Annotated in this window: 23 protein-coding genes and 1 tRNA gene; 5 read left to right on the top strand and 19 right to left on the bottom strand. The window is 63.6% G+C overall.

Going from position 1 to position 23,742, the window contains the following annotated elements:
* Window positions 1-87 precede the first annotated feature (87 nt).
* The 6 genes from EKO19_RS25225 to EKO19_RS25200 form a co-directional block, all read right to left on the bottom strand.
* A complete protein-coding gene (locus EKO19_RS25225) occupies window positions 88-1,707 on the bottom strand; it encodes an ABC transporter substrate-binding protein (RefSeq protein ID WP_129779734.1) in 1,620 nt (539 codons plus the stop codon).
* Complete coding sequence (locus EKO19_RS25220) at window positions 1,661-2,569, bottom strand: LysR substrate-binding domain-containing protein (protein WP_129779732.1); 909 nt, start codon at window positions 2,567-2,569, stop codon at window positions 1,661-1,663. Before EKO19_RS25220 ends, EKO19_RS25225 begins: the two co-directional genes overlap by 47 nt.
* Before the next feature lie 82 nt (window positions 2,570-2,651).
* A complete protein-coding gene (locus tag EKO19_RS25215; protein ID WP_129779730.1) occupies window positions 2,652-4,160 on the bottom strand; it encodes an aldehyde dehydrogenase in 1,509 nt (502 codons plus the stop codon).
* 28 nt (window positions 4,161-4,188) lie between these two features.
* Window positions 4,189-5,544, bottom strand: coding sequence for an NAD(P)/FAD-dependent oxidoreductase (locus EKO19_RS25210; RefSeq protein ID WP_157995431.1), 1,356 nt, complete (start codon window positions 5,542-5,544; stop codon window positions 4,189-4,191).
* Window positions 5,531-5,920, bottom strand: coding sequence for a RidA family protein (locus EKO19_RS25205; protein WP_129779726.1), 390 nt, complete (start codon window positions 5,918-5,920; stop codon window positions 5,531-5,533). Before EKO19_RS25205 ends, EKO19_RS25210 begins: the two co-directional genes overlap by 14 nt.
* Window positions 5,917-7,044 carry an NAD(P)/FAD-dependent oxidoreductase gene (locus tag EKO19_RS25200; RefSeq protein WP_129779725.1) on the bottom strand — a complete coding sequence of 376 codons (1,128 nt, stop codon included), beginning with the start codon at window positions 7,042-7,044 and terminating at the stop codon, window positions 5,917-5,919. Before EKO19_RS25200 ends, EKO19_RS25205 begins: the two co-directional genes overlap by 4 nt.
* Window positions 7,045-7,326: 282 nt before the next feature.
* Between EKO19_RS25200 and EKO19_RS25195 the strand changes: the two genes are divergently transcribed.
* The 5 genes from EKO19_RS25195 to EKO19_RS25175 all read left to right on the top strand — a co-directional run bounded on the left by EKO19_RS25195 (window position 7,327) and on the right by EKO19_RS25175 (window position 14,421).
* Window positions 7,327-7,650, top strand: coding sequence for a hypothetical protein (locus EKO19_RS25195; RefSeq protein ID WP_129779723.1), 324 nt, complete (start codon window positions 7,327-7,329; stop codon window positions 7,648-7,650).
* Between the two features lie 128 nt (window positions 7,651-7,778).
* Window positions 7,779-9,710, top strand: coding sequence for a TonB-dependent receptor domain-containing protein (locus EKO19_RS25190; protein WP_129779721.1), 1,932 nt, complete (start codon window positions 7,779-7,781; stop codon window positions 9,708-9,710).
* Window positions 9,710-13,612, top strand: coding sequence for a cobaltochelatase subunit CobN (gene cobN, locus EKO19_RS25185; protein WP_129779719.1), 3,903 nt, complete (start codon window positions 9,710-9,712; stop codon window positions 13,610-13,612). Before EKO19_RS25190 ends, cobN begins: the two co-directional genes overlap by 1 nt.
* 15 nt (window positions 13,613-13,627) lie before the next feature.
* Window positions 13,628-14,104 carry a MotA/TolQ/ExbB proton channel family protein gene (locus EKO19_RS25180; protein ID WP_129779717.1) on the top strand — a complete coding sequence of 159 codons (477 nt, stop codon included), beginning with the start codon at window positions 13,628-13,630 and terminating at the stop codon, window positions 14,102-14,104.
* Window positions 14,101-14,421 (top strand): DUF2149 domain-containing protein, encoded by a 321-nt coding sequence (locus tag EKO19_RS25175; RefSeq protein ID WP_129779715.1) that lies wholly within the window; start codon window positions 14,101-14,103, stop codon window positions 14,419-14,421. The genes EKO19_RS25180 and EKO19_RS25175 overlap by 4 nt, the downstream gene beginning before the upstream one ends.
* A 117-nt stretch (window positions 14,422-14,538) precedes the next feature.
* Here EKO19_RS25175 and EKO19_RS25170 read toward each other — a convergent pair.
* The 13 genes from EKO19_RS25170 to ruvC all read right to left on the bottom strand — a co-directional run bounded on the left by EKO19_RS25170 (window position 14,539) and on the right by ruvC (window position 23,667).
* A tRNA-Lys gene (locus EKO19_RS25170) sits at window positions 14,539-14,614 on the bottom strand.
* A 45-nt stretch (window positions 14,615-14,659) separates the two neighbouring features.
* Window positions 14,660-15,340: a 7-cyano-7-deazaguanine synthase QueC gene (gene queC / locus EKO19_RS25165; protein ID WP_129779713.1), complete on the bottom strand. Its 681-nt coding sequence runs from the start codon at window positions 15,338-15,340 to the stop codon at window positions 14,660-14,662.
* 72 nt (window positions 15,341-15,412) lie between these two features.
* Complete coding sequence (queE, locus tag EKO19_RS25160) at window positions 15,413-16,105, bottom strand: 7-carboxy-7-deazaguanine synthase QueE (RefSeq protein ID WP_129779711.1); 693 nt, start codon at window positions 16,103-16,105, stop codon at window positions 15,413-15,415.
* Between the two features lie 68 nt (window positions 16,106-16,173).
* On the bottom strand, window positions 16,174-16,947 hold the full coding sequence (ybgF, locus tag EKO19_RS25155) for a tol-pal system protein YbgF (RefSeq protein ID WP_175597183.1): 774 nt from the start codon (window positions 16,945-16,947) through the stop codon (window positions 16,174-16,176).
* Between the two features lie 11 nt (window positions 16,948-16,958).
* A complete protein-coding gene (pal, locus tag EKO19_RS25150) occupies window positions 16,959-17,483 on the bottom strand; it encodes a peptidoglycan-associated lipoprotein Pal (protein ID WP_129779707.1) in 525 nt (174 codons plus the stop codon).
* A 163-nt stretch (window positions 17,484-17,646) separates the two neighbouring features.
* Window positions 17,647-18,948, bottom strand: coding sequence for a Tol-Pal system beta propeller repeat protein TolB (tolB, locus tag EKO19_RS25145; RefSeq protein ID WP_129779705.1), 1,302 nt, complete (start codon window positions 18,946-18,948; stop codon window positions 17,647-17,649).
* 41 nt (window positions 18,949-18,989) lie between these two features.
* Window positions 18,990-19,895, bottom strand: coding sequence for a cell envelope integrity protein TolA (gene tolA / locus EKO19_RS25140; RefSeq protein ID WP_129779703.1), 906 nt, complete (start codon window positions 19,893-19,895; stop codon window positions 18,990-18,992).
* Between the two features lie 6 nt (window positions 19,896-19,901).
* Window positions 19,902-20,360 carry a protein TolR gene (tolR, locus tag EKO19_RS25135; RefSeq protein ID WP_246038955.1) on the bottom strand — a complete coding sequence of 153 codons (459 nt, stop codon included), beginning with the start codon at window positions 20,358-20,360 and terminating at the stop codon, window positions 19,902-19,904.
* On the bottom strand, window positions 20,357-21,067 hold the full coding sequence (tolQ, locus tag EKO19_RS25130) for a protein TolQ (protein WP_129779701.1): 711 nt from the start codon (window positions 21,065-21,067) through the stop codon (window positions 20,357-20,359). The genes tolR and tolQ overlap by 4 nt, the downstream gene beginning before the upstream one ends.
* A 59-nt stretch (window positions 21,068-21,126) precedes the next feature.
* Window positions 21,127-21,528 (bottom strand): tol-pal system-associated acyl-CoA thioesterase, encoded by a 402-nt coding sequence (ybgC, locus tag EKO19_RS25125; protein ID WP_129779699.1) that lies wholly within the window; start codon window positions 21,526-21,528, stop codon window positions 21,127-21,129.
* The gene (gene ruvB / locus EKO19_RS25120; RefSeq protein ID WP_129780293.1) at window positions 21,521-22,552 is read right to left on the bottom strand and encodes a Holliday junction branch migration DNA helicase RuvB; all 1,032 of its coding nucleotides are present in this window, start codon (window positions 22,550-22,552) and stop codon (window positions 21,521-21,523) included. The genes ybgC and ruvB overlap by 8 nt, the downstream gene beginning before the upstream one ends.
* A gap of 9 nt (window positions 22,553-22,561) precedes the next feature.
* Complete coding sequence (ruvA, locus tag EKO19_RS25115) at window positions 22,562-23,167, bottom strand: Holliday junction branch migration protein RuvA (protein WP_129779697.1); 606 nt, start codon at window positions 23,165-23,167, stop codon at window positions 22,562-22,564.
* On the bottom strand, window positions 23,164-23,667 hold the full coding sequence (gene ruvC, locus EKO19_RS39305) for a crossover junction endodeoxyribonuclease RuvC (RefSeq protein WP_129780291.1): 504 nt from the start codon (window positions 23,665-23,667) through the stop codon (window positions 23,164-23,166). Before ruvC ends, ruvA begins: the two co-directional genes overlap by 4 nt.
* Between the last annotated feature and the right edge of the window lie 75 nt (window positions 23,668-23,742).

Raw genomic sequence — 23,742 nt, 5'->3', positions numbered from 1 at the left:
CCAAGTGTGCTCTGTGCGCTCACTACATCAAACATCCGCATCCCGTGTCGATTTCAATAACCGCAACGCGGGGTGCAAAAATGAGAGTCAGCTGGATGCCGGGCGCACGCCCCACAGGCGCGCACGCCCGAACACCCAGGAATCGAAGCCGCTCACGCCGCTGCGCACGGCATTTACGTCGGACAGGCTGTACAGCACGATCAGCGGACAGTCCGCGATCATCAGCTCGTGCATGCGATCGAACAATTGCTGTCGCGTCAACCGATCGGAGCTTTCTCCCGCGGCACGCTGCAGTTCCAGCGCCACCGGGTTGTCCCATAGCTTCGTGTGGCTGCGGCTGCGATCGCCGAGCATCGCGTCGTAATTCAGATACGGATCGGCGCGCGCCGTGAACCCGAACGACATCAGCTGATATTTGCCCGACTTCCAACGATCCAGCTGCGTGGCCCATTCCAGCACTTCGAGCTGCAGATTGATGCCGGCCTGGCGCGCCATCGCCTGCACCAGCAACGCCTGGTTGAACATCGCCGGATAACGGCGATTGGTCGTGAGCACGATCGGCGCGCCTCGATAGCCGGCCTGCGCCAGCAATGCGCGCGCCTGCGGGACGTCAGGCTCGCCACCTGCAAAATGCTGCTTCGAGTGATACGGACTCGAGCTTGGAATGACCGATGGGTTCGCCACACCCACCTCGTTGGTGACCAGCGCGGCGATCGCCGTCCGATCGAGGCTGAGTGCCAGCGCACGGCGGATGCGGACATCGCCCAGCGGCGGTGCCTGGTCTTGAATCAAGATGGCGTAGTTGACCAGCATCGGTTTGGCGATCAGCGTGATGCCGGGCATGCGCCGCAGTTGCACCGTCTCCGCGGCCGGCACCTCCGGCATCACATCCACCTGGCCCTTCACCAGCGCCGCCAGCCGCGCGGCACTATCGCGAATGATCAGCCAGCGCACGTGAGCTGCCGACGCGATCTTGCCGCCCGTATTGCCGTCGCGTGGGCCGCTTCGGCTGCGATAACCGTCGAAGGCACGCAGGTCGATGTATTGCCCGCGCTTCCAGGTCTCGAGCCGGTAAGGCCCGGTGGCGACGGGGGCGTTCCAACTGCCATCCGCGTTGAGCGAGGAGCGATGCAGGATCGCGCCGCCGCCACACTGGATCGCCGCCATCTGGCTCAGGAACAGGGGCTGCGGACGATTGAGCTTGAAAACCACGCGGTCGACGGCGACGGCCGTCACCGACTCGATGCGATGGCCGCGTGAGCCGTCGAAGTCGCTCAAACAACTCCAGCCCGTGGCCGGATCCAGATACCGTCGCCACGACCAAACGACATCGTCCGCGGTCAGCAACGCTCCGTTGTGAAAGGGTACCTGCGGTCGCAGGCGAAAGGTGTACTCGGTGCCGTCTGTTGAGACCTCAATGGATTCGGCAAGCAGCGGCCCGACGCTGCCATCCTCCCGATAGGCCACCAGTCCTTCCAGGACATGCATCATCACGGTGTCGGTATTGGCGTCGCGGTTGACGCCTGGATTGGTGCTCCGGATATCCGAGGTGAGGGACACACGCAGCGTATCTCCCGACCCGCCGGCCGAGGCCGACAGCGGCAGCGCCAATGCGCCCAGCGCAATCAGCAGGTGCTGCCATCCTCGCCACGGCCGCCCATCAATGGGTATGACGTTCGATGATCTGGCGTGCGTCGCTGATCTCATCGCAGATCCAGTCGTGCAGCAGACGCACCTGTCTGCGATCCGATAAACCGGGTGCGCGCACCAGATAGTACGACACGTCGCTCGGCACGCATTTGTCGACCGGTGCTATCAGCTGTCCCGATTCGAGAGCATCGTGACCGAGCACCACGTCCGTGATGGCGATGCCGAAGCCGGCCTCCGCCGCCTGCAACGCCCAATCCAGCCCGTCGAAATCCAGGCCGCCATTGGTGTCGAAGCGGCCGCCGCCCCAGCGCTCCGACCAGACCCGCCAGTCGTCCCGGCTCGGCAACGGATGCAGCAACGTGAGCTTCTCGAAATCCTGCGCGGATTCCAGCTTGCGGCCGGCGAGATAACTTGCGGCACACACCGGCGTCAGCCACTCCGGATACAGCTCGGTGGCCTGCTCGGCGGCCCAGTTGCCCAACCCATAGCGAATGCCCAGGTGCGCCTCGCCGTCGCCGGACACCATGTCGTGCCAACGCGTGTGCACGACCACCCGGATCAACGGATTCTGCGCCTGGAACCGCTGCAATCGCGGATACAGCCAGCGGAGCGCGAAAGTAGGCAAGACACGGATGTGCACGGTGTCCTGGTCGCGCTGAAACGAATCGATGGTATTCGCGATCTGGTCGAAGGCGCCGCGCGCGCTCTCGGCCAGCGCACTGCCGGCCTCGGTGATTTCCAGGCCGTTGTGGTTGCGATTGAACAGCGCCACCCCGAGCTGATCTTCCAGGATGCGCACCTGGCGACTGACGGCGCTTTCGCTGATCCGCAGCGTGCCGGCGGCTTTCTTGATGCTCAGGTGGGTCGCCACCACCTCGAAACAACGTAGGGCATTCAGCGATGGCAGCCGACGCGGCATGGCGGGCGATCTTCTGTGCGGTGGCCGAGGATAAACCGATCATAAGGATACTCCCGTTGTGTGCGCAAAGGGCGCACCGCACTCACGGCTGCCGCACCGTCATCCAGACGGTCTTCGCCTGCAGGTACTGATCCATGGCCTCGGTTCCCTTGTCCCGCGCCAGCGAGCCGGATCGTTTGTAGCCGCCAAAGGGCGTCTTGATGTCGCCTTCGGTGAAGCCGTTGATGGCGACCGTCCCACAGGCCAGCCGCCGGGCAGCCACCAGCGCATTGTTCAAATCGCGCGTGTAGACCGTCGCGTGCAGGCCATATTCGGTGTCGTTGGCCACCGCCAACGCCTCCTCGAGCCCGCGCACCCCGATCACGCCCAGCACCGGTCCGAAGATTTCCTCCCGCGCGATCTTCATGTCGGCACTCATGCTGGAGAACACCGTCGGCCCGACGAACCAGCCGGGGCGGTCGTCATGGGCATGAGCCAGATCGAGCGCCAGCTGCGCGCCTTCGGCCTTGCCTTGCGCCACGTAGCCGAGCACTCGATCGCGATGCTCCGGGGTGATCATGGGGCCGAGCTGGGTTCGCGGATCGAGTGGATCGCCGACCACGATGCGCCCGGCGCGCTCGACCACCCGCTGCAGGAATTCCTCGCGAACCGCGACATCGACGAGCTGGCGCATATTGGCCGAACAATTCTGCCCGCCGTTCCAGAACGCCGAGGTGATCGCGTTTTCGATCAGCTCCTCGGTGACCGGGGCGTCCGCCAGCACGATGAACGGGCTCTTGCCGCCCATTTCCAGGCCCACCGGCTTCAGGTTGCTGTCGCTCGAATAGCGCAGGAAATAACGACCGACTTCGGTCGAGCCGGTGAACGACACCACGTCGATGTCATTGTGGCAACCGATCGCGCGGCCCGCGCTCTCACCCATCCCCGGCACCACATTCAGTACGCCCGGCGGCAAGCCCGCCTCCATCGCAAGCTCAGCGAGCCGCAGCGTCGACAAGGATGTTTGTTCCGCCGGCTTCACCACCGCCGAGCAACCGCTAGCGAGCGCCGGCGCCAGCTTCCAGGCCGCCATCAGCAACGGGAAATTCCAGGGCAGCACCAGCCCGGCCACGCCCAGCGGCTCTTTGATGATGAGCGCGCAGGCGTCGGCGCCGGTCGGTGCCACTTTGCCGAACGTCTTGTCGATCAGCTCGGCATACCATTCGAACGTCGCCGGCACTTCGGTCCCGATCTCGCGCAGACAATCGCGAATGGGCTTGCCGCTGTCGAGGCTTTCGAGCACCGCGAGTCGCTCGCTGTGCGCGCGAACCAGATGTGCCAGTCGCAGCAGTACACGCTTGCGTTCCTCGGGCGCCGAACGCGACCACGCGCCGTCGTTGAACGCTCGCCTGGCAGCGGCGACCGCGCGATCCACATCCGCGACCTGACAATCAGCGACGGTACCGATGACCTCCCCCGTCGCCGGATTGCGCGTCTCCATGACGCCCCCCGACGCCGGTGCGACGTATGCGCCGTCGATAAAGGCCATCGCCCCCGGCAAGCGCACACTTTGCGCCACGCGTGCGTAGTAGCTTCGATCTTGCTCGTTCATAGCAGCCTCCCGTCTCGAATGCGCGCCGCTACAACGGCGCATGAGAACGCCCGTACTCGCCGAGTGCGAATCGCTCCAGGCGCAGCGGCTTGAGCGCGTCGTTCGGGGTCGCGCCCATGGCAAGCGTCGCGACGTTCTTGCCGACCGCCGGGCCGAGCCCGAAGCCGTGACCGGAAAATCCCGTCGCCACGATCAAGCCGCGCACCGCCGCCGGCGTATCGATGACCGGCAACGCATCGGGCAGCACGTCGATCTGCCCGGCCCAGGACTTGACGATGGCAACGTCGTGCGCGCCACCGAATAAACCGTGGAACAACCCGACGTTGTTCGCGGCACGCTTGCGATTCGGCGCGATGAGCGGACGGCGCGGCTCCAGCGCCAGCCGCTCTTTCGGCAAGGTGAGTCGACGGTGCAGATCGTCGATGAACGGACGGCCGAAACGAAACGAGAACGTGCGCCAGTTGCGTAACAACTCGGGAATGAAATAACGCGCCGAGCGCATCGAATCCAATGTGAGATCGACATCCGAGAGCGACTCTGCCGCGACGATGCACGAGCCGTCGGGCCGCTGTCGCAAACCGAGGCCGTAGCCGCAGAAACAAGCTTCGCTGATCATCGGCGCCGGCGACGTGAGTGAGACGGTGCTCCGTACCACTTGCTGCGGCAGAAACAAATCGAGCTTGCCGAGCAGACGATGCGAGTGGGCGCCGGCCGCGCAGATCACCATGTTCGAGCGGATGAAGCCATGCTCGGTCAGCACGCCCGTGATCGCACCGGCCGATGCATCGATCGCCAGCGCGCCGCAGTCTTCCAGGATCTGTGCGCCCAGGCTCTCGGCCGCGCGTGCAAAAGCCGTCGTCGCCAACCCCGGCTCGGCCTGTCCGTCCGAGCGCGTGTACAGCGCGCCAGCCGCTTTGACACGCAACGCCGGCATGAGCGCCGCCACTTCGCGCCCCGAGAGCATGCGGGCGTCGGTCGCGATATAGCATGTCAGATTCAGCCATTGTTCGAACTGCTCGAGCTCGGCTTCGCTCTGCGCCAGAAAGATACAACCGGTGCGCCGCCAGGCGAGTTGCGAGCCGAGCTCCTGCTCGAGCGTGGGCCACAGCGAGAGCGCCTCGACCGCCAGCGGCAGCTCGGCCGGATCGCGATATTGGGTGCGCACGAAGCCCCAATTGCGCCCCGATTGCTGAGCCGCGACTTTGTCCTTCTCGACCAGGACCACGTCGACGCCGGCCTTGGCAAGGTAATACGCCGCAGCCGAGCCCATGATGCCGCCGCCAACGATCACCACATCGGCCGACTTTGGGAACACGCTGGGCCGGGGGCCGATGCGCGCCAGCACATCATCGGGAATGTGAGGATAGAGACTAAGTGCCCGCATTGATCGCTGCATCCATGTCCATCTCGATGCGGATCGCGGGATCGAACAACCCGGCCTGCACCGTCGTGCACGTTGGATCGATCCCTGCAAACGTCCGTGCGAACACCTGCATGATCGTTTCGTAGTCCTCCGGCCGCGCGATATACATGCGCACCCGGATCACGTCCTTCAGCGTCGCACCGGCTTGTGCCAGCGCGGACTCGACGTTGCGAAACAGCTGCACAGTCTGATCGTGCGCACCCTCCGCGAGGGTACTGGTGGCGTAGTTGTAACCGGTCGTGCCGGAGACCAAGACATGATTGCCGAGCACGATTGCGCGGCTGTAACTGTAAGTACGCTCGAACTCGCTGCCGGAGGAGATGTGACGACGGGTCATGACTGCAACTCTTTACGACTCGGTGAAAGAGCCTCTGCCGTGAGGCCCAGCGTGCGTTGTTCTTCCGGCAGTTCGCGGCCAGACATCAATGCAGCCACTGCCTGGCCCAGCGCCGGTGAAGTGAGAATTCCACAGCCGCCCTGACCGGCCAGCCAGAAGAAGCCCTCGGCCTCCACGCGCGTCCCGCACACAGGATTTTTGTCGGCGACGAAGTTGCGCAGGCCGGCCCACTTGCTGAGCGGTCGATCGATCTTGAACGTCGTGTCCTGCTCGATGTTCTCGATGCCCTGGGCAACGTCCATATCGTCCGGATAGACGTCGCCCGGCGGCACGGGCACCGCGTCGGCCAGACTGCCGACCAGGCTGTCGCCGCGAGGACTCACATACCAGCGATAGTCGACGTTGCTGACGTGCGGCCAGCGTGACGCATCGATGCCGGTCGGCAGGAACGTGAAAGCGGTGCGTCGATGCGGCGTCAGGCCGATCGGCGCGAGACCCGCGAGCCGGGTGATGTCGTCGACCCATGCGCCGGCTGCATTGAGAACCATGGAAGATACGACTTCACCCACCGGAGTCGTCACGATCCATTTGCCAGACTTGCGCTCGATGGCGTTGGCGCCGGCATTCGTGAGTATCTTTGCGCCGTTCGCCCTGGCGCCGCGCAAGTAGGCCTGCAACAGCGTGTTGACGTCGATGTCCATCGCACCGGGCTCGAGCACACCGCTATCGAACTTTTCCGCGCGCAGCGCCGGAAACAATTGAAGTGCTTCGTTGCGGTCGACGTAGCGCGCCTCGGCGCCCACTCCGGTCAACCTGCCATACAAGCGCTGCAACGAAGCCTGCTGATCGGCCCGGCCCACCGTGAGACAACCGCGCGAGGCCAACAGCGGCAGCGGCGCAAAACCCCCCGGAGGATTCTCCAGGAATGGCCGGCTCGCCTGCGCCAGACGGCGCATCGTGTCGGCACTGATACCGACCGTGAACTGTTCCGACGAGCGCCCGGAGCTATGCAGCCCGGCAGCCTCCTCCCGTTCGAGCAGAACCACAGCGGCACCGCGCGACAGAAAGTACGCCGCGGCCGCCCCCGCCATTCCTCCACCGATGATCGTGATATCCGCTTGCATGCTCTCCACCACCGCCCCCAGGACGTGGTGGAATGATGAGCAACGACCTCGACGCTGTCGATTTCAAGAAAGGCAATTACGGGCAGCAAAAACCTCGGGTCGGAATTTGCGCGTCCGGCCCCAAAGGCGCCCTTCGAACGTGTCGGGTCGAGTGCGATTGGAACCCTCCACCCTCATGACGGCGTCGCCCGCCGGGCACAGGGAACGTCGCCGGAGCCTCTTCCAAACATCGCCTCATGTGATATCGTGCGATCGATTCGCACTCCTGGTTTGCGTTGTGTCATGAGTCGCCCGCACGCTCTACCCGCTCTGCGCCGGTTACAGCGCCGCTTCAGCCTGGTGCTGGCGGGCGCGCTGTGCCTGTGGATGCTGGCGGTCGCGTCGCACTTCCATCTCGGCGACGCCGACGGCAAGGACGCTCACCACAACACGCATGCGCTCTGCGCGTTCTGCGTCTCCGTTCCCAGCTCCGGTGCCGCGCCCGTCGTCGTGGCATTCGTCGCCGCTCCTCAGCGGCATGCCTTCCTGCCGCCGGTTGAAATCCTTCCGAGCGTCTCCGCGCCGGCAACCGCACGCTATTACAGTCGCGGCCCGCCTCTCGTCTGATCCCCTGTCGTTTTTCAAATGACCTTCGTGCAGCGCTGAGCTGCGCGACCGACCGCGGCTGCGCGTGACATTCAGTCACCTGCAATACCCGCTGCGCACGCCCGTGGCGTGCTATTGGGGAGAATTTTGTGAGTCAAGCATCTGTCAGCCGCCGGCCGCGGCTGCTTGCTTTATCTGTATTGCTTGGTTCGATTGCCGCTCAGAACGCTGGTGCACAGACGCCGGAAGACATTCCGCAGGTCGTGGTGACCGCTTCGTTCATCGAGCAGAAGGTCGAGGACGCGCCCGCCTCGATCACCGTCATCGGTCGCGAGGAGTTGAACAACCGCCCCGTGCAGGATCTGGCCGATGCACTGGTGGGTGCAGCCGGTGTGCACGTGGGCGGCGTGGGACTGGCTCGCCGCGGCATCAGCATTCGCGGGATGTCCAACGAGTACACGCTGACCATGATCGATGGTCGCCGCGTCAGCCAGACCGCCAGCGTGATCGGCCATTCAGAAGCCGACGTGGGCTGGCTGCCGACGGAAGGCATCGAACGCATCGAAGTGGTGCGAGGGCCGATGTCGTCGTTGTATGGATCGGACGCACTCGGCGGCGTGATCAACATCATCACGCGACCGGCCACCGATGAATGGCGCGCCAGCCTGACCAGTCGCGGCGAATGGCGTGAGGACGGGCGTGGCGGCGATGTCTTGCAGACCGGCCTGTATGTCTCCGGCCCGCTCGTTCAAGACAAACTGGGCGTCACCGCCTACGGTGAATTTCGCGACCGCGAGCCCACCGTCAGTCCCACCGACCCGCGCCTGTCGGAAATGGAAGGCCGCGAAGTCACCAACGGCAATCTGGCCTTCAACTGGACGCCGGACGACGCGCAGCGGATCAGCCTGAACTACGGACGAGGCAGCGAGGATCGCGAACGCAATGCCCTCACCGGCCGCACCTATTACGTCTCGACGGATCTGATCGATCGTGAACAGTATGCTTTGAGTCACACGGGACGCTGGCACTGGGGCGAAACGAGCGTCCGCGCCTATGGCACCAGGCTCGAAAAAACCAATCGTCGATCGAGCGGCACACCAGTGCGTCCGCAGCGCCTCGAAGACCGAACCTACGATGCGCGCACGACGCTGAATCTCGGCGAGTCCAACCGGCTCAGCCTCGGCGGCGAATGGCGTGAGGAAGAACTGTTCGACACGTCCATGAGTCGCGAAGGTTACGACAGCGTACGGTATCGGGCGGTGTTCGTGCAGGACGAGCTCGAAGTCCAGCGATGGCTGCTGGTGCTGGGCACGCGCTACGACGACCACGACATCTTCGGCGGTTACAACAGCCCCCGCGCCTATGCCGTGTATCACGCGACCGACCATCTCATCTTCAAGGGTGGCGTCGGTCGGGGCTTCAAGGCACCGAATCTGAAAGTGCTGTCGCCGGAGTATTCGGTGACGACCAGCTCGTTCGTGGTCTACGGCAATCCCGACCTCAAGCCGGAGTTCAACACCAGCTACGAGCTCGGCACGCACTATCGAGCAGATCGGTGGTCGTTGCAGGCGACGCTGTTTCAGAACGACGTGAAGGATCTGATTCAAAGCTTCTGCGCGGCGGACTGCAACGCCCTGCGAGTGTTGAACTATGAGAACGTCGCCGAGGCGCGCATTCGGGGCGTTGAGATCGCCAGCTCCTTCGCACCGGCACGGCAGCTGGCATTGGATCTGAACTATACGTTCCTGAACGCCAAGAACCTGACAGCCGACCGGCCACTGGCCGAGAAGCCCAAGCATGCCGCCAACCTCACGCTGAAATGGCTCGCCACAGACAAGCTCAATGCACAGGTTCGAGGCAACTACTACGGCAAGCAAACGATGTATTCGAGCGAGGTGCGCTATGGCCTGCCCGATTACACGCTCTGGGGTGCGGATCTCAACTACCAACTGACCCCGCGGTTCAAGCTGCACTTGTCCGGCGACAATCTCACGGATGAGCTCCTGGCTGAGCTGTCCACCCGCTTCAACTACGTCGAAGTGGGTCGCTCGTACTCGGCGGGCTTCACGGGGAGTTTCTGATGTCGTGGAGACTTCTCGCGCTGGCACTCGCCAGCATCGCGAGCACATTGGCGCACGCAAGTGCGCCAATGGTCCGCGTGCTGGCCGACGAATCTGTACTCCAGGGACGGTTGGAAAAGCTTCGCGACATCGGCGCAACGGCCGGCGTGCGCGTCGAATGGACCTACGGCAACGCCTTTCCGGAACCCGCCCAGCAATGGCTCGGGGCAGCGGACTTGCTGATCATCGAGGCCCCTTTGCAGAGCGCTCGACAGCGCATCGATGAAAGTGTCGGCGACACATTGGCGCGCGTCGATGTTCCTCGAATCGAGGCCACCACCCGACGCGAGTCGTATACCGGACTGCCCGAGCGCCAGGGTCGAACGCTCATCGAGTATTACCGCAATGGTGGCGAGGCCAATCTGCGCAACTTCTTCGCCTACGTTCGCGCGTGGCATGACAAGGAGGATCTTTCCAAGGTGATGCCGCCGATGGTCGTGCCGGTCAATGGTTACTACCATCCCGATGCGCCACGCCTGTTCGCGAAGCTGGACGACTACATTGCGTGGGGACAACCGCGCTGGAAGACAACTGCCCCGCGCGTTGGGCTCGCGATTCACGCATCGGCGTTTGCGACCCTGCAAACGCAGGTGATCGATGCGGTCATCCGCCGGAGCGAAGCGCTCGGACAAATGCCGGTGCCCTTCTGGTTCGACAGCGAAGATCCCGATGCCTTGAAGAAGATGTTGCAGCCGGCGCGAGCCGACGTGCTCATCAACATGCAGCACATGGGCAACGGCCGAGCGCGGATGCGCGAGTTCGAGCAACTGCGCATTCCGGTGTTACAGACATTGAACTATCGGGACGGCGACATTGAAGAATGGAAGCAAGAAACCAGTGGCGCGCCGTCGCGTCTGGTGGCCCCCTTCATCGCCGTGTACGAGACCTGGGGCATGAGCGATCCGCTGGTCATCGCCGCCGTCGAAGAGGGTGTGCTGGCCCCGATGCAGCCGCAGGTCGACGCGGTCCTGCGCAAGGCCTCGGCGCTCGCGAACCTGCGTCACACACCACCGGCGGAAAAGCGCCTCGCGTTGATGTTCTGGAACTATCCGCAAGGCGAGAAGAACTTCTCCGCCTCGAATCTGAATGTGCCGCGCAGCCTGGAATCATTGACCCGCGCCTTACACGACGCCGGCTACCAGGTTCCTCCCGCCACCGAACAACAGATCATCGACACGGGTCAGCGACTGCTATCGGTGCTGTATCACCACGATCGGCTGGACGATCTGCTCCGCTCAGGCCTAGCGGCCACACTGCCCGTCAAAAAATATAATGAGTGGCTGGCGACGACCTCGACCGCCGTCCGTGCGCAGATGCGTAAGCGTTGGGGCGCCCCCCAAGCTCACTGGGCCGTTCGACAGATCGACGGCGCGCCGCAGTTCGTGATTCCGCGCTGGCAGCTCGGTCATCTGCTACTGATGCCTCAGATGCCTCGTGGTGGCACGCCCGGCGAGGGATATCACGACGCCGCGCTGCCGCCCGATCATCTATACATGGCGGCTTATTTGTATCTGAGGGAACAAGCGCCGCACGCATTGATTCACTTCGGCACGCACGGCACGCAGGAATGGCTGCCCGGCAAAGATCGCGGGCTCTCCGTCGATGACTATCCATTACTGGCAGTTGGCGACGTGCCCGTGTTCTATCCCTACATCCAGGACAACATCGGCGAAGCCTTGCAAGCCAAGCGTCGCGGTCGCGCGGTGATCGTCAGCCACCAGACGCCGCCGTTCGCCCCCTCCGGCCTCTATAAAGAACTCGCGGAGGTTCACGCACTACTGCATGAATACATTCAGCTCGATCCGGGCGCGGTTCGCGACCGGACCGCCGAGCACCTGCGCCAGCTGATCATCGAACACTCGCTCCAAAAGGACATGGACTGGACCGAGCCAGCCATGCGCGAGAACTTCGACGGCTTTCTCACGGCGTTTCACGATCATCTGCACGGACTCGCGCAGCGTAGTATTCCCCTGGGATTGCATACGTTGGGATCGTCACCGAGTCCCGAGCACCGGCTGAGCACCGTGGTCCAGCAACTCGGCGATGAGTTCGCGAACGCAGTCGCCGCCGACCAGGCGCCCGCCGCATCGACTGCAGTTCATCCGCCCGGCCACATGATGGCCGGTGCAGTCACCGGCAAGGAATTCTTCACCGGTGACTCCTCGCAGCTCGCCTCCACGCCGCCCTACAAACTCTTGCAGCGTCATCTGCGCGAGCAGCAGCCGCTGTCGCAATTGAGTCCAACGCTGCAGCCCCTCGTCGAGCGCGCCATCAAGCTGGACCGTCACCTCGCCGCCAATCACGAGCTGACGGCACTGCTCAGTGGACTCGCCGGAGCTTTCGTGCCGCCCGGTCCCGGCGGCGATCCGGTGCGCAACCCAGAGGTGCCCAACGGTCGCAATCTGTTCGGTTTCGAGCCGGACAAACTGCCAACGCGGAGTGCGTTCGATGCCGCCAAGGACGCATTGAATGCACTCGTCGATGACTATCGCGCCAAACACGCCGGCGCCGCGCCCACGAAGCTCGCCTTCAGCTTGTGGTCGGTGGAGGCCATGCGACACATGGGCATCACCGAGAGCCAGGTGCTGCATGCGATGGGGCTTCGTCCGCGTTGGGATGAAGGCGGTCGCGTCGTCGCGCTCGATATCATTCCGGCGCGTGAGCTCGGGCGCCCGCGCATCGACGCCGTCGTGCAGGTGACTGGCGCCTATCGAGATCAGTTTGAGAATTTCATGCGTCTGCTCGCTGAAGCTACTGAACGCCTGTCGCGACTCGATGAGCCCGGTAACACGGTCGCGAAAAACACAAAGGCCGCGGCGCTCAGTCTGAAGCAGCAAGGAATGGATGCCGCGCAGGCCGAGCGGATGGCCGCCATTCGTTTGTTTGGCAATCAGCCCGGCGACTATGGCGTCGGCTTGTCCGATGCGGTGCTGGATTCAACGGCGTGGGAGAACGACGCTCCGCTCGCCGAGCAGTACCTGTCACGTCTGCAGTATGCCTATGGCAGCAAGGACTGGGGCGTCAGCGCCGGTAAGGTAAACGTCTATGCTGAACAGCTGAAAGGCGTGCAGGCAGCCGTGCTGTCGCGCTCCTCCAATCTGTATGGCGTGCTCACCGGCGACGATCCGTTTCAGTTCCTCGGCGGGCTGTCGCTCGCGGTTCGTCACCTCAATGGCACGAGCCCCGAGCTCTACATCTCCGACCAACGACGACCGCAAGGCCGCGTGGTATCCGCCGCAAGCTTTCTTTCCGAGGAGATGCGCACGCGTTATCTGAACCCGGAATGGATCAAGCCCATGCAAGCCGAGGGCTACGCCGGCACGCTGGAGATCGTCGATACCGTCAACAATCTCTTCGGCTGGCAAGCGCTCGATCCCGCCACAGTACGCGCGGATCAGTGGCAAGCGATGCACGACGTCTACGTGATGGACAAACATCAGCTCGACATGAAGCAATGGTTCGAGAAGAACAACGTAACGGCGCAGGCACAGGTTCTGGAGCGCATGGTCGAAGCCATTCGCAAAGGTTACTGGGACGCCAGCGAGCAAACGCGTCGCGAAATCGCCGAGCGCTGGCAGGAGTTGGCGGATAATGGCGTGACGACCGGCGCGGCCGCCACCCGTGAGTTTGCCCAGCAAATGGCAGCGGGCTTTGGATTGCAGCCCGGCAAGACGAACGATGCCACTGCGGCTTCAGCTTCAGTACCTACCGTACGCGGCCAGGTCCTGAAAGAAACAACTCAGCAAACCACGCCTGAACCGCTGTGGCGCCTGTGGCTGGCGCTGCTCGCACTGTTTTTGTGCTTCGGCAGCGGCGGCGCACTGCAAGCCCGACAGACTTCTTTCCTCGCAAAACCTGTATGAACGGAATGACTCCCCATGAATGAATTCGAAAGCACTCTGTACGCCCTCACCCGGCTGTTCATGACCCCCATCCTGCTGCTGATTCTCGCCGCGCTGATCTATGCGTTCGTCGCACTCGGCGCGTTCACCGTGGAAGCGTGGCAACGTCGTCGCGGGACCTATCGCTCGCTCCTCGGTGAATATGGCAAGCAGCACCCATTCAGCAGCGACGATCTGGAGCTGTGGATCATGAAACGCCTGGAGTGGCTGCGTATCACTTCGCGCAGCGCTCCCATGCTGGGTCTGGTCGCCACCATGATTCCGATGGGCCCCGCCCTGCTCGCGCTCACGCGCAGCGATGCTCAGGGCGTTGGCGACAATCTGGTGGTTGCATTCTCGGCCGTGATCCTCGCACTCGTCAGCGCCAGTATTACTTTCTTCGTTCTCACGATTCGTCGTCGCTGGCTGTTGCAAGAGCTGCGTGAGATCGAGCGCGCAGGGGCATCCGCATGAGCCGCTTTCTCGAACATGACGAAGCCGACGATCCCATCCTGTCGCTGGTGAACCTGATCGATCTGTTCCTGGTGGTGATCGGCATTCTGCTGATCGTGATCGTGCGCAATCCGCTCAATCCGTTCTCGAAACAGAATGTCGTGGTGATCGAGAACCCCGGCCAGGCCGATCAACGCATGCTCATCAAGCAAGGCGAGGAACTGCGGCGCTACGAGGCCGGCGCGGAGATCGGCGAGGGGGAAGGCGTGAAAGCCGGCATCACGTATCGGCTGTCGGACGGCCGATTGATCTATGTGCCGGAGGGCGCCAGTCCGTAGCGCTGCGCTTACAGGCCACCTGGCGAGCATCCTTGCAGATTTAAAACGTAATGTTAAAAATGCAAGGAGCGCGACGTACGGCAATTCGGGCCGCGTCATCCCCCAGCGAAGTTGAAATGGTGGGTCGGGAGGGATTCGAACCCTCGACCAATGGATTAAAAGTCCAGTGCTCTACCAACTGAGCTACCGACCCACCGCCCTGACGGGGCGCGCATCATACCTAAAGAGGCGCGGAAATTCATCGAAAATACCGCGTCGGGTCCGGCACGCCGGCGGATTGGAAACCGGACCGGCGCAGGCGGCAGGAATCGCAGCTGCCACAGGCCCGGCCGTCGGCGTCGGCCTGATAGCAGGACACTGTCAGTGAATAGTCCACGCCAAGGGACACGCCACGCTGGATGATCTGGGCCTTGGTCAGGTCGATCAGCGGCGTCACGATCTTGAACGCCACCGTGCCCTCCACGCCCGCCTTCGTGGCCAGGTTCGCGACCCGCTCGAAGGCGGCGACGAAGGCCGGCCGGCAGTCCGGATAGCCTGAATAATCGACCGCGTTCACGCCGATGAAAATGCGCGGGGCTTCGAGCACCTCGGCCCAGCCCAAGGCGAAGGACAGCATGACGGTATTGCGCGCGGGGACGTAGGTGACGGGAATGCCCACCTGCGGCGACTCGGGCACGGCGATGCTCGTGTCGGTCAGTGCCGAGCCGCCGATGCCGCCGAGGTCGATGCGCAAGGTGCGATGCTCGACGACGCCCAAGGACTGAGCAACGCGCGCCGCCGCGTCCAGCTCGGCACGATGCCGCTGACCATAATCCACGCTCAGCGCGTAGCACTGAAAGCCCTGCTCGCGGGCGATCGCAAGCACGGTGGCGGAATCCAGACCACCGGATAACAGCACGACAGCGCGATTGTTAGCCATTACTCAAGCTTCTCTTCAGTCCGGGCCGGTAGAGCACATGGCTACGCTGCCGCGGGTCCGCAGATCGAATCTCTATTTACCGGGCGTATCGCCCCACAAAATCTTGTGCAGCTGAATCTGCAGCCGCACCGGCAGCCGCTCATCCAGCACCCACTGCGCCAGATCGCGCCCGTCCACCTGACCGTAGCTCGGGCTGAACAGCACCATGCAGCGCTCGTACAGCCGGCGTTCGCGAACCAAATCGCGGGCCCATTCGAAATCGGCGCGGCTGCAGAGCACGAACTTCACCTGCTCTTCCGGCCGCAGCACGTCCAGATTCTCGTAACGATTGCGCCCGACCTCGCCGCTTCCCGGTGTCTTCACATCGACGACTCGCACCACGCGCGAATCGACGTTGCTCACATCGATCGCACCGCTGGTTTCCAGCGAGACGCTGTAGCCGGCATCGCAAAGTTTCTGTAGCAGCGGAAAACAGCCCTTCTGCGCCAGCGGCTCGCCGCCAGTGACACAGATGTGCCTGGTATTGAACGCGGCAACCCGCGCCAGCACATCGTCGAGCGCAAACCATTCGCCGCCGTAAAACGCATAAGCCGTATCGCAGTACTGACAACGCAGCGGACAGCCGGTGAGACGCACGAACACCGTGGGCCAACCGACGCTGTCGGCTTCACCTTGAATCGACAGGAAGATCTCGGTGAGCTTGACGCGCGCGGCGCCGGTGCCGGTGACGGCGGAATCGATAGTGGTTGAGTCAGCGAGGTTCATGAGACTGATCTAACCACGCGAGCGATGGCAGCACAGCAGGCGCTCCGAAAAGAAGCGCCCGCAATGAACTATCTGCCCTCGCTATCCAGCTTCGCGATGCGTTGGCTCGCGAGACGGGCGGCGGTGGTATCGCCAAAACGCTGCACGACCTGGTTGAGCGCCGAGCGCGCCTCACCCCAGTTCTTCAGCTCGTAGTTGCAGTAACCGATCTTGAGCAACGCATCCGGAATCTTGCGCGACTCCGGATACTTCTCGATCACCGTCCGGAAATCGCGCAACGCATCCGGATACTGTTTGGTGACGTAGTGCGCCTCGCCCAGCCAGTACTGCGCGTTGTCGGCCAACGGGCCGTTCGGGAACGTGGTCAGGTACTGCTTGAACGCGCTGATCGCTTCCGGATATTTCGCATCCTTCAGCAGATCGAACGCGGCCTGATAGTTGGCGCGATCGTCGCCTTGCGGAATCGGCAGACCGCCCGTGGCCGGCGCCGCATTGGACGCCGCCGCACCGGGATTGCCTTCGAGCGCCGACAGCCGCCGATCGACATCGCCATACATTTCGCGCTGCTGCGTCTGGCTCTGCGTCGCCTGGTGTTGCAGCTCATCGAGCTGGCCTCGCAGTACGCGCGTTTCCGCCTGGGCCGCTTCGATCCGTTGCGACAGATCGAGCAGGCTTTGATTGGCGAGCACGCGCTCGAGACGCAACAGACGGCTGTCGAGCTCCGACAGCTTCTGCACCGTCGGATCGGCTTCCGGCGGTGTGGTCGCACAGCCCGACAGCACTGTCGCCGCGACGGCGATCAGTCCGACGCGAACGGCAGTAATGTTCGGCAGCAATGTCATGGCGGCTCGGCTCATCGACCGTAGACCAGCTCGACGCGGCGGTTCTTGGCGTAGGCCGCCTCGTCACTGCCCTGCACGGCCGGACGCTCTTCGCCGTAGCTCACGGTGGTGATCTGATTTTCAGTCACGCCCTGGAGCATCAGCGCGCGACGCACGGCCTGCGCACGACGCTCGCCCAGACCAATGTTGTACTCACGCGAGCCGCGCTCGTCGGAGTGACCCTCGAGACGAATCTTGCGGGTCGGGCTGCCGTTCAGGAATTTGGCGTGGGCGGCGACCACCGGCACGAACTCCGGCTTGATCTCGGCGCGGTCGTAATCGAAGTAAACGATCACACCGGCGGCCTTGGCCGCTTCCATCGCCTGCTGCTCGGCTGACAGCGCGCTGCTGCCGACGCCGCTGCTGTCCGCACCCGAGGTGCTGGTCGAAGGACCCACCGACTCAGAGGTGTTCTGCGCCTCGGGCAACGGCTTGTTGCCGCAGGCCGCCAGCATCAGACCAGTCGTCGCGATCAGCATCAGCCGAGTCATACGCATCTACACTCTCCTGAATTTAGTAGTTGTTACGACCTCGGGACCCGCTGAAAAATCCCTTGTCGCCATTCACAGACCAAAACTGCCGCGAATTTTGCCACAATTCGGGCCTGGACACGGCGCTTTGCCTGTGATTTTTTTCGGCCCGCGGCCGGCAAATTCCAGCTCAGCGCTGCGGGAACGGCGCCCAAACGGGCTCTCGCACTTCACCGACGGTATTGGTGAACCGCTCGGCGGTGCGTCCATCGGTCGACACCGTCGCCAGCACACCTTTGCCCCGCTCCTGCGTGGCGTAGATCAGCACCGCGCCATTCGGCGCGAAGCTCGGACTCTCATCCTGACGCCCCTCGGACAGCACCTGCATGCCCTTGGAGGCCAGGTCGATGATGGCAATTCGGTAATTGCCACGGTCCAGGGTCACGACCGCGAGTTGTTTGCCATTCGGCGACACGCGCGGCCGGGCGTTGTAGCCGTTTTCGAAGCTGACCCGCGTGGCGCGATTCGGGTTGGCGACCTCGATCTCATAAATCTGCGGGCCGCCGGCACGATCGGAGTTGAAGTACAGCTTCTTGCCATCGGAGGACCAGCTCGGCTCGGTATCGATGCCGGGATCGAACGTCATGCGCGTGAGCACCTGGCTGTTGAGCTCCAGCGTATAGATGTCCACGTCGCCGTCCTTGCGTGACAACGTGATCGCCAGCGTCTTGCCATCCGGCGACCACGCCGGAGCGCCATTGATACCGGCGCGTGCCGACACGCGTTTACGCTCGCCGGTACGCAGTGTTTGCACATAGACCGCCGAAGCCTTGGTCTCGAACGAGACATACGCGAGGCTCTGACCATCGGGCGACCACGCCGGCGACATGATCGGTTCATCCGAGCTGGTGATCACCTGCTGATTCTCGCCGTCGTAGTCGGAGACGATGAGCTTGTAACGCTGCTTCGGCGGCGTGCCTTCGGCGCTGATGAAGGCGACGCGCGTCGAGAAGGCGCCGCGCACTCCGGTCAGCTGTTCGAAAATGATGTCCGAAATCCGGTGCGCGAGCGCGCGCATGGAATTGGCATTCGCGGTGAGGCGCTGGCCCGCGAGGCGCTGACCGGTGAGCACGTTATAGAGCTCGAAGTTGGCGGCGAAGCCCGGGCCTTCCGGCATCAGTTTGCCGACCGCGATGAAATCGGTCTTGAGATAGCGCCAGTCCTGGAAACGGATCTGATCGCCCTGGCTGGGCCGATCGATCATTTCCTTGCGATCCAGCGGCGCGAAGCGACCGCTGCGTCGCAGGTCGGCGGCGACCACTTCAGCCACGTCGAAAGGCGCGGCGCCGCTGGACTCCCAGCCGAACGGCACGATGGCGACCGGCACCGCGTCCTCGGCGGACTTGGTGATCTCGATCACCAGCTGGGCGTTGGCCGCGACCGCGAACCACGACAGGGCGAAGCAAACGAAAACGGCAAAGGTTTTTTTCATCAGTCACAGCTCCATGGAGCGAAATCGGTGAGCCACGCGCGTCAACCCGCGCCAGGCCTGAAATTGAACGTCAGCTCGGGCCGGAACAGACGCGGATTGGACGGCGTCGGCAACGGCGACGCACTGACCACTGCATTCTCGACCGACTGCTTCACGGCGGGATCGCCATTGCAGGTTCCGATCTTCGCCGACAGAACGACGCCGGCGGGCGTTTGCCGCACGGTCACCTGGCACAGCAGATCGTCGCGGGCCGACAGCGGACGATTCCAACGACGTTCCACCGCCTGGGCGATCATGGCGATGTACTGCGCCATCTCGGGCGAGCTGGCGGCGGCGGCATCGGCCGCGGCATTGGACTCCTCTTCCTGCAATTGACGCTGCAAATCATTCTCTCGCGCCTCCTGCAATCGTTTGTCATCGGCGGCCTTGCGACGTTCCGCCTCTTCCTTCTGCCGGCGCTGGATTTCGGCGACTTTCTTCGCCTCATCCTCGGCCTGCTTCTTGCGAGCGGCGTCCTCGGCGGCGCGTTTCTTCTCCGCCTCCTGCCGCTCGCGCAATTGTTGCTCTTCCGCCTGGCGGCGCTGGTCGGCTTCCTGGCGTTGTTTCAATTCGACCTGACGCTCCGCTTCCGCCCGTTGTTCCGCTTCCTTGCGCTGAACCTCCTGCTGCTCGCGTTTGCGCTGCTCGGCAGCCTGTTCCTTGTCGCGCTGGGCCTGCTCCTCACGCTGCTGTTGCTGAGCCCGGTCGCGATCGCGCTGCTGACGTTGCTGACGGGCGGCGTCATTCAGGGTTTTCGGATCGACCACGACGGCCTGGATGGCGAGCTGCACCGGCGGCGGCGTGCGCTGCATGTTCAGCATGGTCAGACCGAAAATGCCGGCAAACAACGCGTGCAGCAGCAGCGCGCCGAGAATGTACGTCCAGTGTTGTTTGATGAAATCGACCATGCGGCCTTAGCGCTTTTTGTTATTGCGCGCTTCGGCCGGGTCGGTGATGAAACCCACCTTCTCGGCGCCCGCTTCTTGTAACAGCACCATGCCGGTGACCACGCGGCCATACGGCACATTGGTGTCGGCCTTCACCAGCACCGGCGTCTGCGGCTCCCGCTTCAACACCGTCCCGACGCGTTCGACCACGGCGTTTTCATCCAGCGCGGTTTCCTCGTCCTTGCCGATGTTCAAGTAATACTTGCCCGCGGCATCGACACTCAGGATCAGCGGCTGATGCTGGCGCATGAGATCTTCCGGCAGCGGCTCGGCGGCCGCCTTGGGCAGATCCACCTTGATGCCCTGGGTCAGCATGGGCGCGGTGATCATGAAAATGATCAGCAGCACGAGCATCACGTCGATATAGGGAACGACGTTCATCTCGGCCACGAGCCGCCTGCCGCGGCGGTTGTTCATCGGGCTCATGCGTGCGCCTCGGCGCCTCGCTGCGACTCACGAGGAGCCGATGCGTGACGCTGCAGAATCGTCGAGAGCTCTTCGGTGAACGTGTCGTAGCGCGTTTCGACGCGAGTCACCTGATCCGCATAACGGTTGTAAGCGACCACCGCGGGAATGGCGGCGAACAGACCCATGGCGGTCGCGATCAGCGCTTCGGTGATGCCGGGCGCCACCATCGACAGCGTCGCCTGCTGTACGTTACCCAGGCCGTGGAATGCATTCATGATGCCCCACACGGTGCCGAACAGTCCGATGTACGGGCTGGTCGAGCCGATGGTCGCGAGCATCGCGAGACCCAGTTCCAAACGATCGCTTTCCTTCAGCAGTGCGACGCGCATGCCGCGACGGGCGCCTTCGATCAGCTGCGCGGAGGCGATGCCGCCCTGCTGGCGCAAGCGTGAGAACTCACGAAAGCCCTGCTCGAAGATCGCTTCCATGCCGCGCGTGACCCGGCGGCTCTGATCGATGGAACGAAACATCGCGGTCAGATCGCCGCCCGACCAGAACGATTCCTCGAAGCGGTCGGCATCGGTGCGCGCCTTTTTCAGCTCGGCGCGTTTACGCAGCATGATGGACCATGACACCAGCGATGCCAGCAGCAGCAGCGCCATCACGATCTGCACCACGATGCTGGCGTTCAGCACCAGCTCCAGAGGATTCAGGTTCTCTGCCATTTCCCATCACTCCCGATTAGCCAGTCAGACTGCGCCCCGGCGCTGCGCGCGGGGGGCATTCACATCAGATCCTTTGGTAACGCCGTCGGCCTCAAGCTCACGGCGTCCAGGCACGCCACGCGCACCTTGCCTTCGACCAGCAGCTCGCCGTCGAGGCCGCCGCGAAACACCTGTTGTTGAAACGTGAAGCTGGCGCGCGTGCGCTCGGCGATCACGCAGGTCACCAGCAGCTCATCGCCATACCGCGCCGGCCGGCGATAGTGCGCTTCGATATCGACGACCACGAACATCAGCCCGTGCTGCTCCTTCAAGGGCAGCTGCTCGATGCCGGCGGCGCGCAACCATTCGGTGCGGGCCCGCTCCATGAACTTCATGTAGTTCGCGTAGTAGACGATGCCGCCGGCGTCGGTGTCTTCCCAGTAAATACGCACCGGCCAGGCGAACGGGCGCGACTCAGTCATTGAACAACTCGCCGGTGCCCGGCCGTTCCGGCAGCTTCAAGCCGAAATGCTGATACGCCAGGCGCGTCGCCATCCGGCCGCGGGCGGTGCGCATGATGAAACCTTGCTGGATCAGATACGGCTCGATCACGTCCTCGATCGTGCCGCGCTCCTCGCCCAGCGCCGCCGACAGGCTTTCCACGCCCACCGGCCCGCCGTCGAATTTTTCGATGATGGTCAGTAGCAGCTTGCGGTCCATCAGGTCGAAACCCAGCGGGTCCACGTCCAGCATATCCAGTGCCGCCTGCGCCACTTCGTCGGTAATCCGGCCACCGGCGCGCACCTCGGCATAGTCACGCACGCGCCGGAGCAATCGATTGGCGATACGGGGAGTTCCCCGGGAACGCTGGGCGATCCGTGCCGCTCCGGCCGCATCCGCCGGCACGCCCAGCAGGCTCGCCGAGCGAGTCACAATGCGTTGCAGCTCGGCGATGTCATAGAACTCCAAACGTTGCACGATGCCGAACCGGTCTCGCAGCGGCGAGGTCAGCAGGCCGGCGCGCGTGGTCGCCCCGATCAACGTGAACGGCGGCAGGTCCAGCTTGATGGAGCGCGCGCCCGGGCCTTCGCCGATCATGATATCGAGCTGAAAATCTTCCATCGCCGGATACAGGATCTCCTCGACCTGCGGGCTGAGCCGATGAATCTCATCGACGAACAGCACGTCGTTGGCCTGCAGATTGGTCAGCAGCGCGGCCAGATCGCCGGCGCGCTCGATCACCGGGCCCGAGGTCTGGCGCAGATTCACGCCGAGCTCATTGGCGATGATGTTCGCCAGCGTGGTCTTGCCCAGGCCGGGCGGACCGAAGATCAGCACGTGATCCAGCGCTTCGCGCCGGTTGCGCGCCGCCTGGATGAATATTTCCATCTGCGTCTTGACCGCCGTCTGACCGACATAGTCGGCCAGCTTCTTCGGCCGCACGGCGCGGTCGAGGGCGGCTTCATCGCCCTGCGAAGCGGCGGATACGATGCGGTCCTGCTCGATCATGATGGCTTATCGGGTGGCAGCGGCCTGCAATGCGCGGCGAATGATTTCCTCGGTGGTCTGCACCGACGCGTCCACCGACTTCAGCAGTCGCGTCACTTCGGCAGGCTTATAACCCAACGCGACCAGCGCGCTGAAAGCCTCCGCTTGTGGACCGATCGCAGGCTCGGCGGTTCCGCCGGTCGGCAACACCGCGAGGCCCGTGTCGCCAAAACCCTTCACCCGGTCGCGCATCTCGACCACCAGGCGCTCGGCCGTCTTGCGACCCACGCCCGGCGTGCGGACCAATGTATCGATGTCCTGCGCCTCGATGCACATCAGGAAGGCATCGACGGTGAGGCCCGACAGCAGCGCCAGCGCCAGCTTCGGCCCCACATTGGAAACTTTCAGCAGCTCGCGAAACAGCCGGCGCTCACGCTCGGTGCCGAAGCCGAACAGGATGTGCGCATCCTCGCGCACCACCAGATGGGTGAACAAATGAACGTCCGCCCCGGCCGCCGGCAACCCATAGAACGTCGACATGGGCGCTTCCAGCTCGTAACCGACGCCGCCCACGTCGATCACCAGCTGCGGAGGTTGCTTGGCGGTCAGCCGACCGCGCAAAAAACCGATCATTGCGCCGAGCCCGCCGCGAGCTGGCGCAGCTGGCCGTTGAGATTGCGGGAATGCGCATGGCAAAGCGCGATGGCCAGCGCATCGGCCGCGTCGGCGCCGAGCGGCCCGGAGAGAGACAACAAACGTCGCACCATCAACTGCACTTGTTCCTTCTGGGCTGCACCGGTTCCGACCACCGCCAGTTTCACCTCACGCGGCGCGTACTCAAAAACCCGCGGACGCACGGCAAAAGTCGCACTCAACGCCGCGCCCCGCGCCTGCCCCAGCTTCAACGCGCTGTCGGCATTGCGGTGCATAAACACGCGCTCGATGGCGACTTCGTCCGGCTGGTACTCGGCCGCCAGCTTATCCACGCCGGCAAAAATTTCCTGCAGACGATCGGCCAGCGAGGCGCCGCGGGCCCGGATCGATCCGCTCACCACATACGTGACCTTGGGTCCTGTCTCAACCACCGCGTAACCGGTGCATAACGAGCCCGGGTCCAGCCCAAGGATTCGCACTCTCGGCGCCGGCGCCAGGGCTTCCTTGGTCGCGCGCTGACGGAGGCTGACGATCGCCGTCGATACCTTCACGTC

Source organism: Peristeroidobacter soli (assembly GCF_004138485.1).
In the GTDB taxonomy this organism is placed as follows: Bacteria; Pseudomonadota; Gammaproteobacteria; order Steroidobacterales; family Steroidobacteraceae; genus Steroidobacter; species Steroidobacter soli.
Note: the sequence above shows the minus strand (reverse complement) of the source record. Positions and strands in the feature narration are given on the sequence as shown.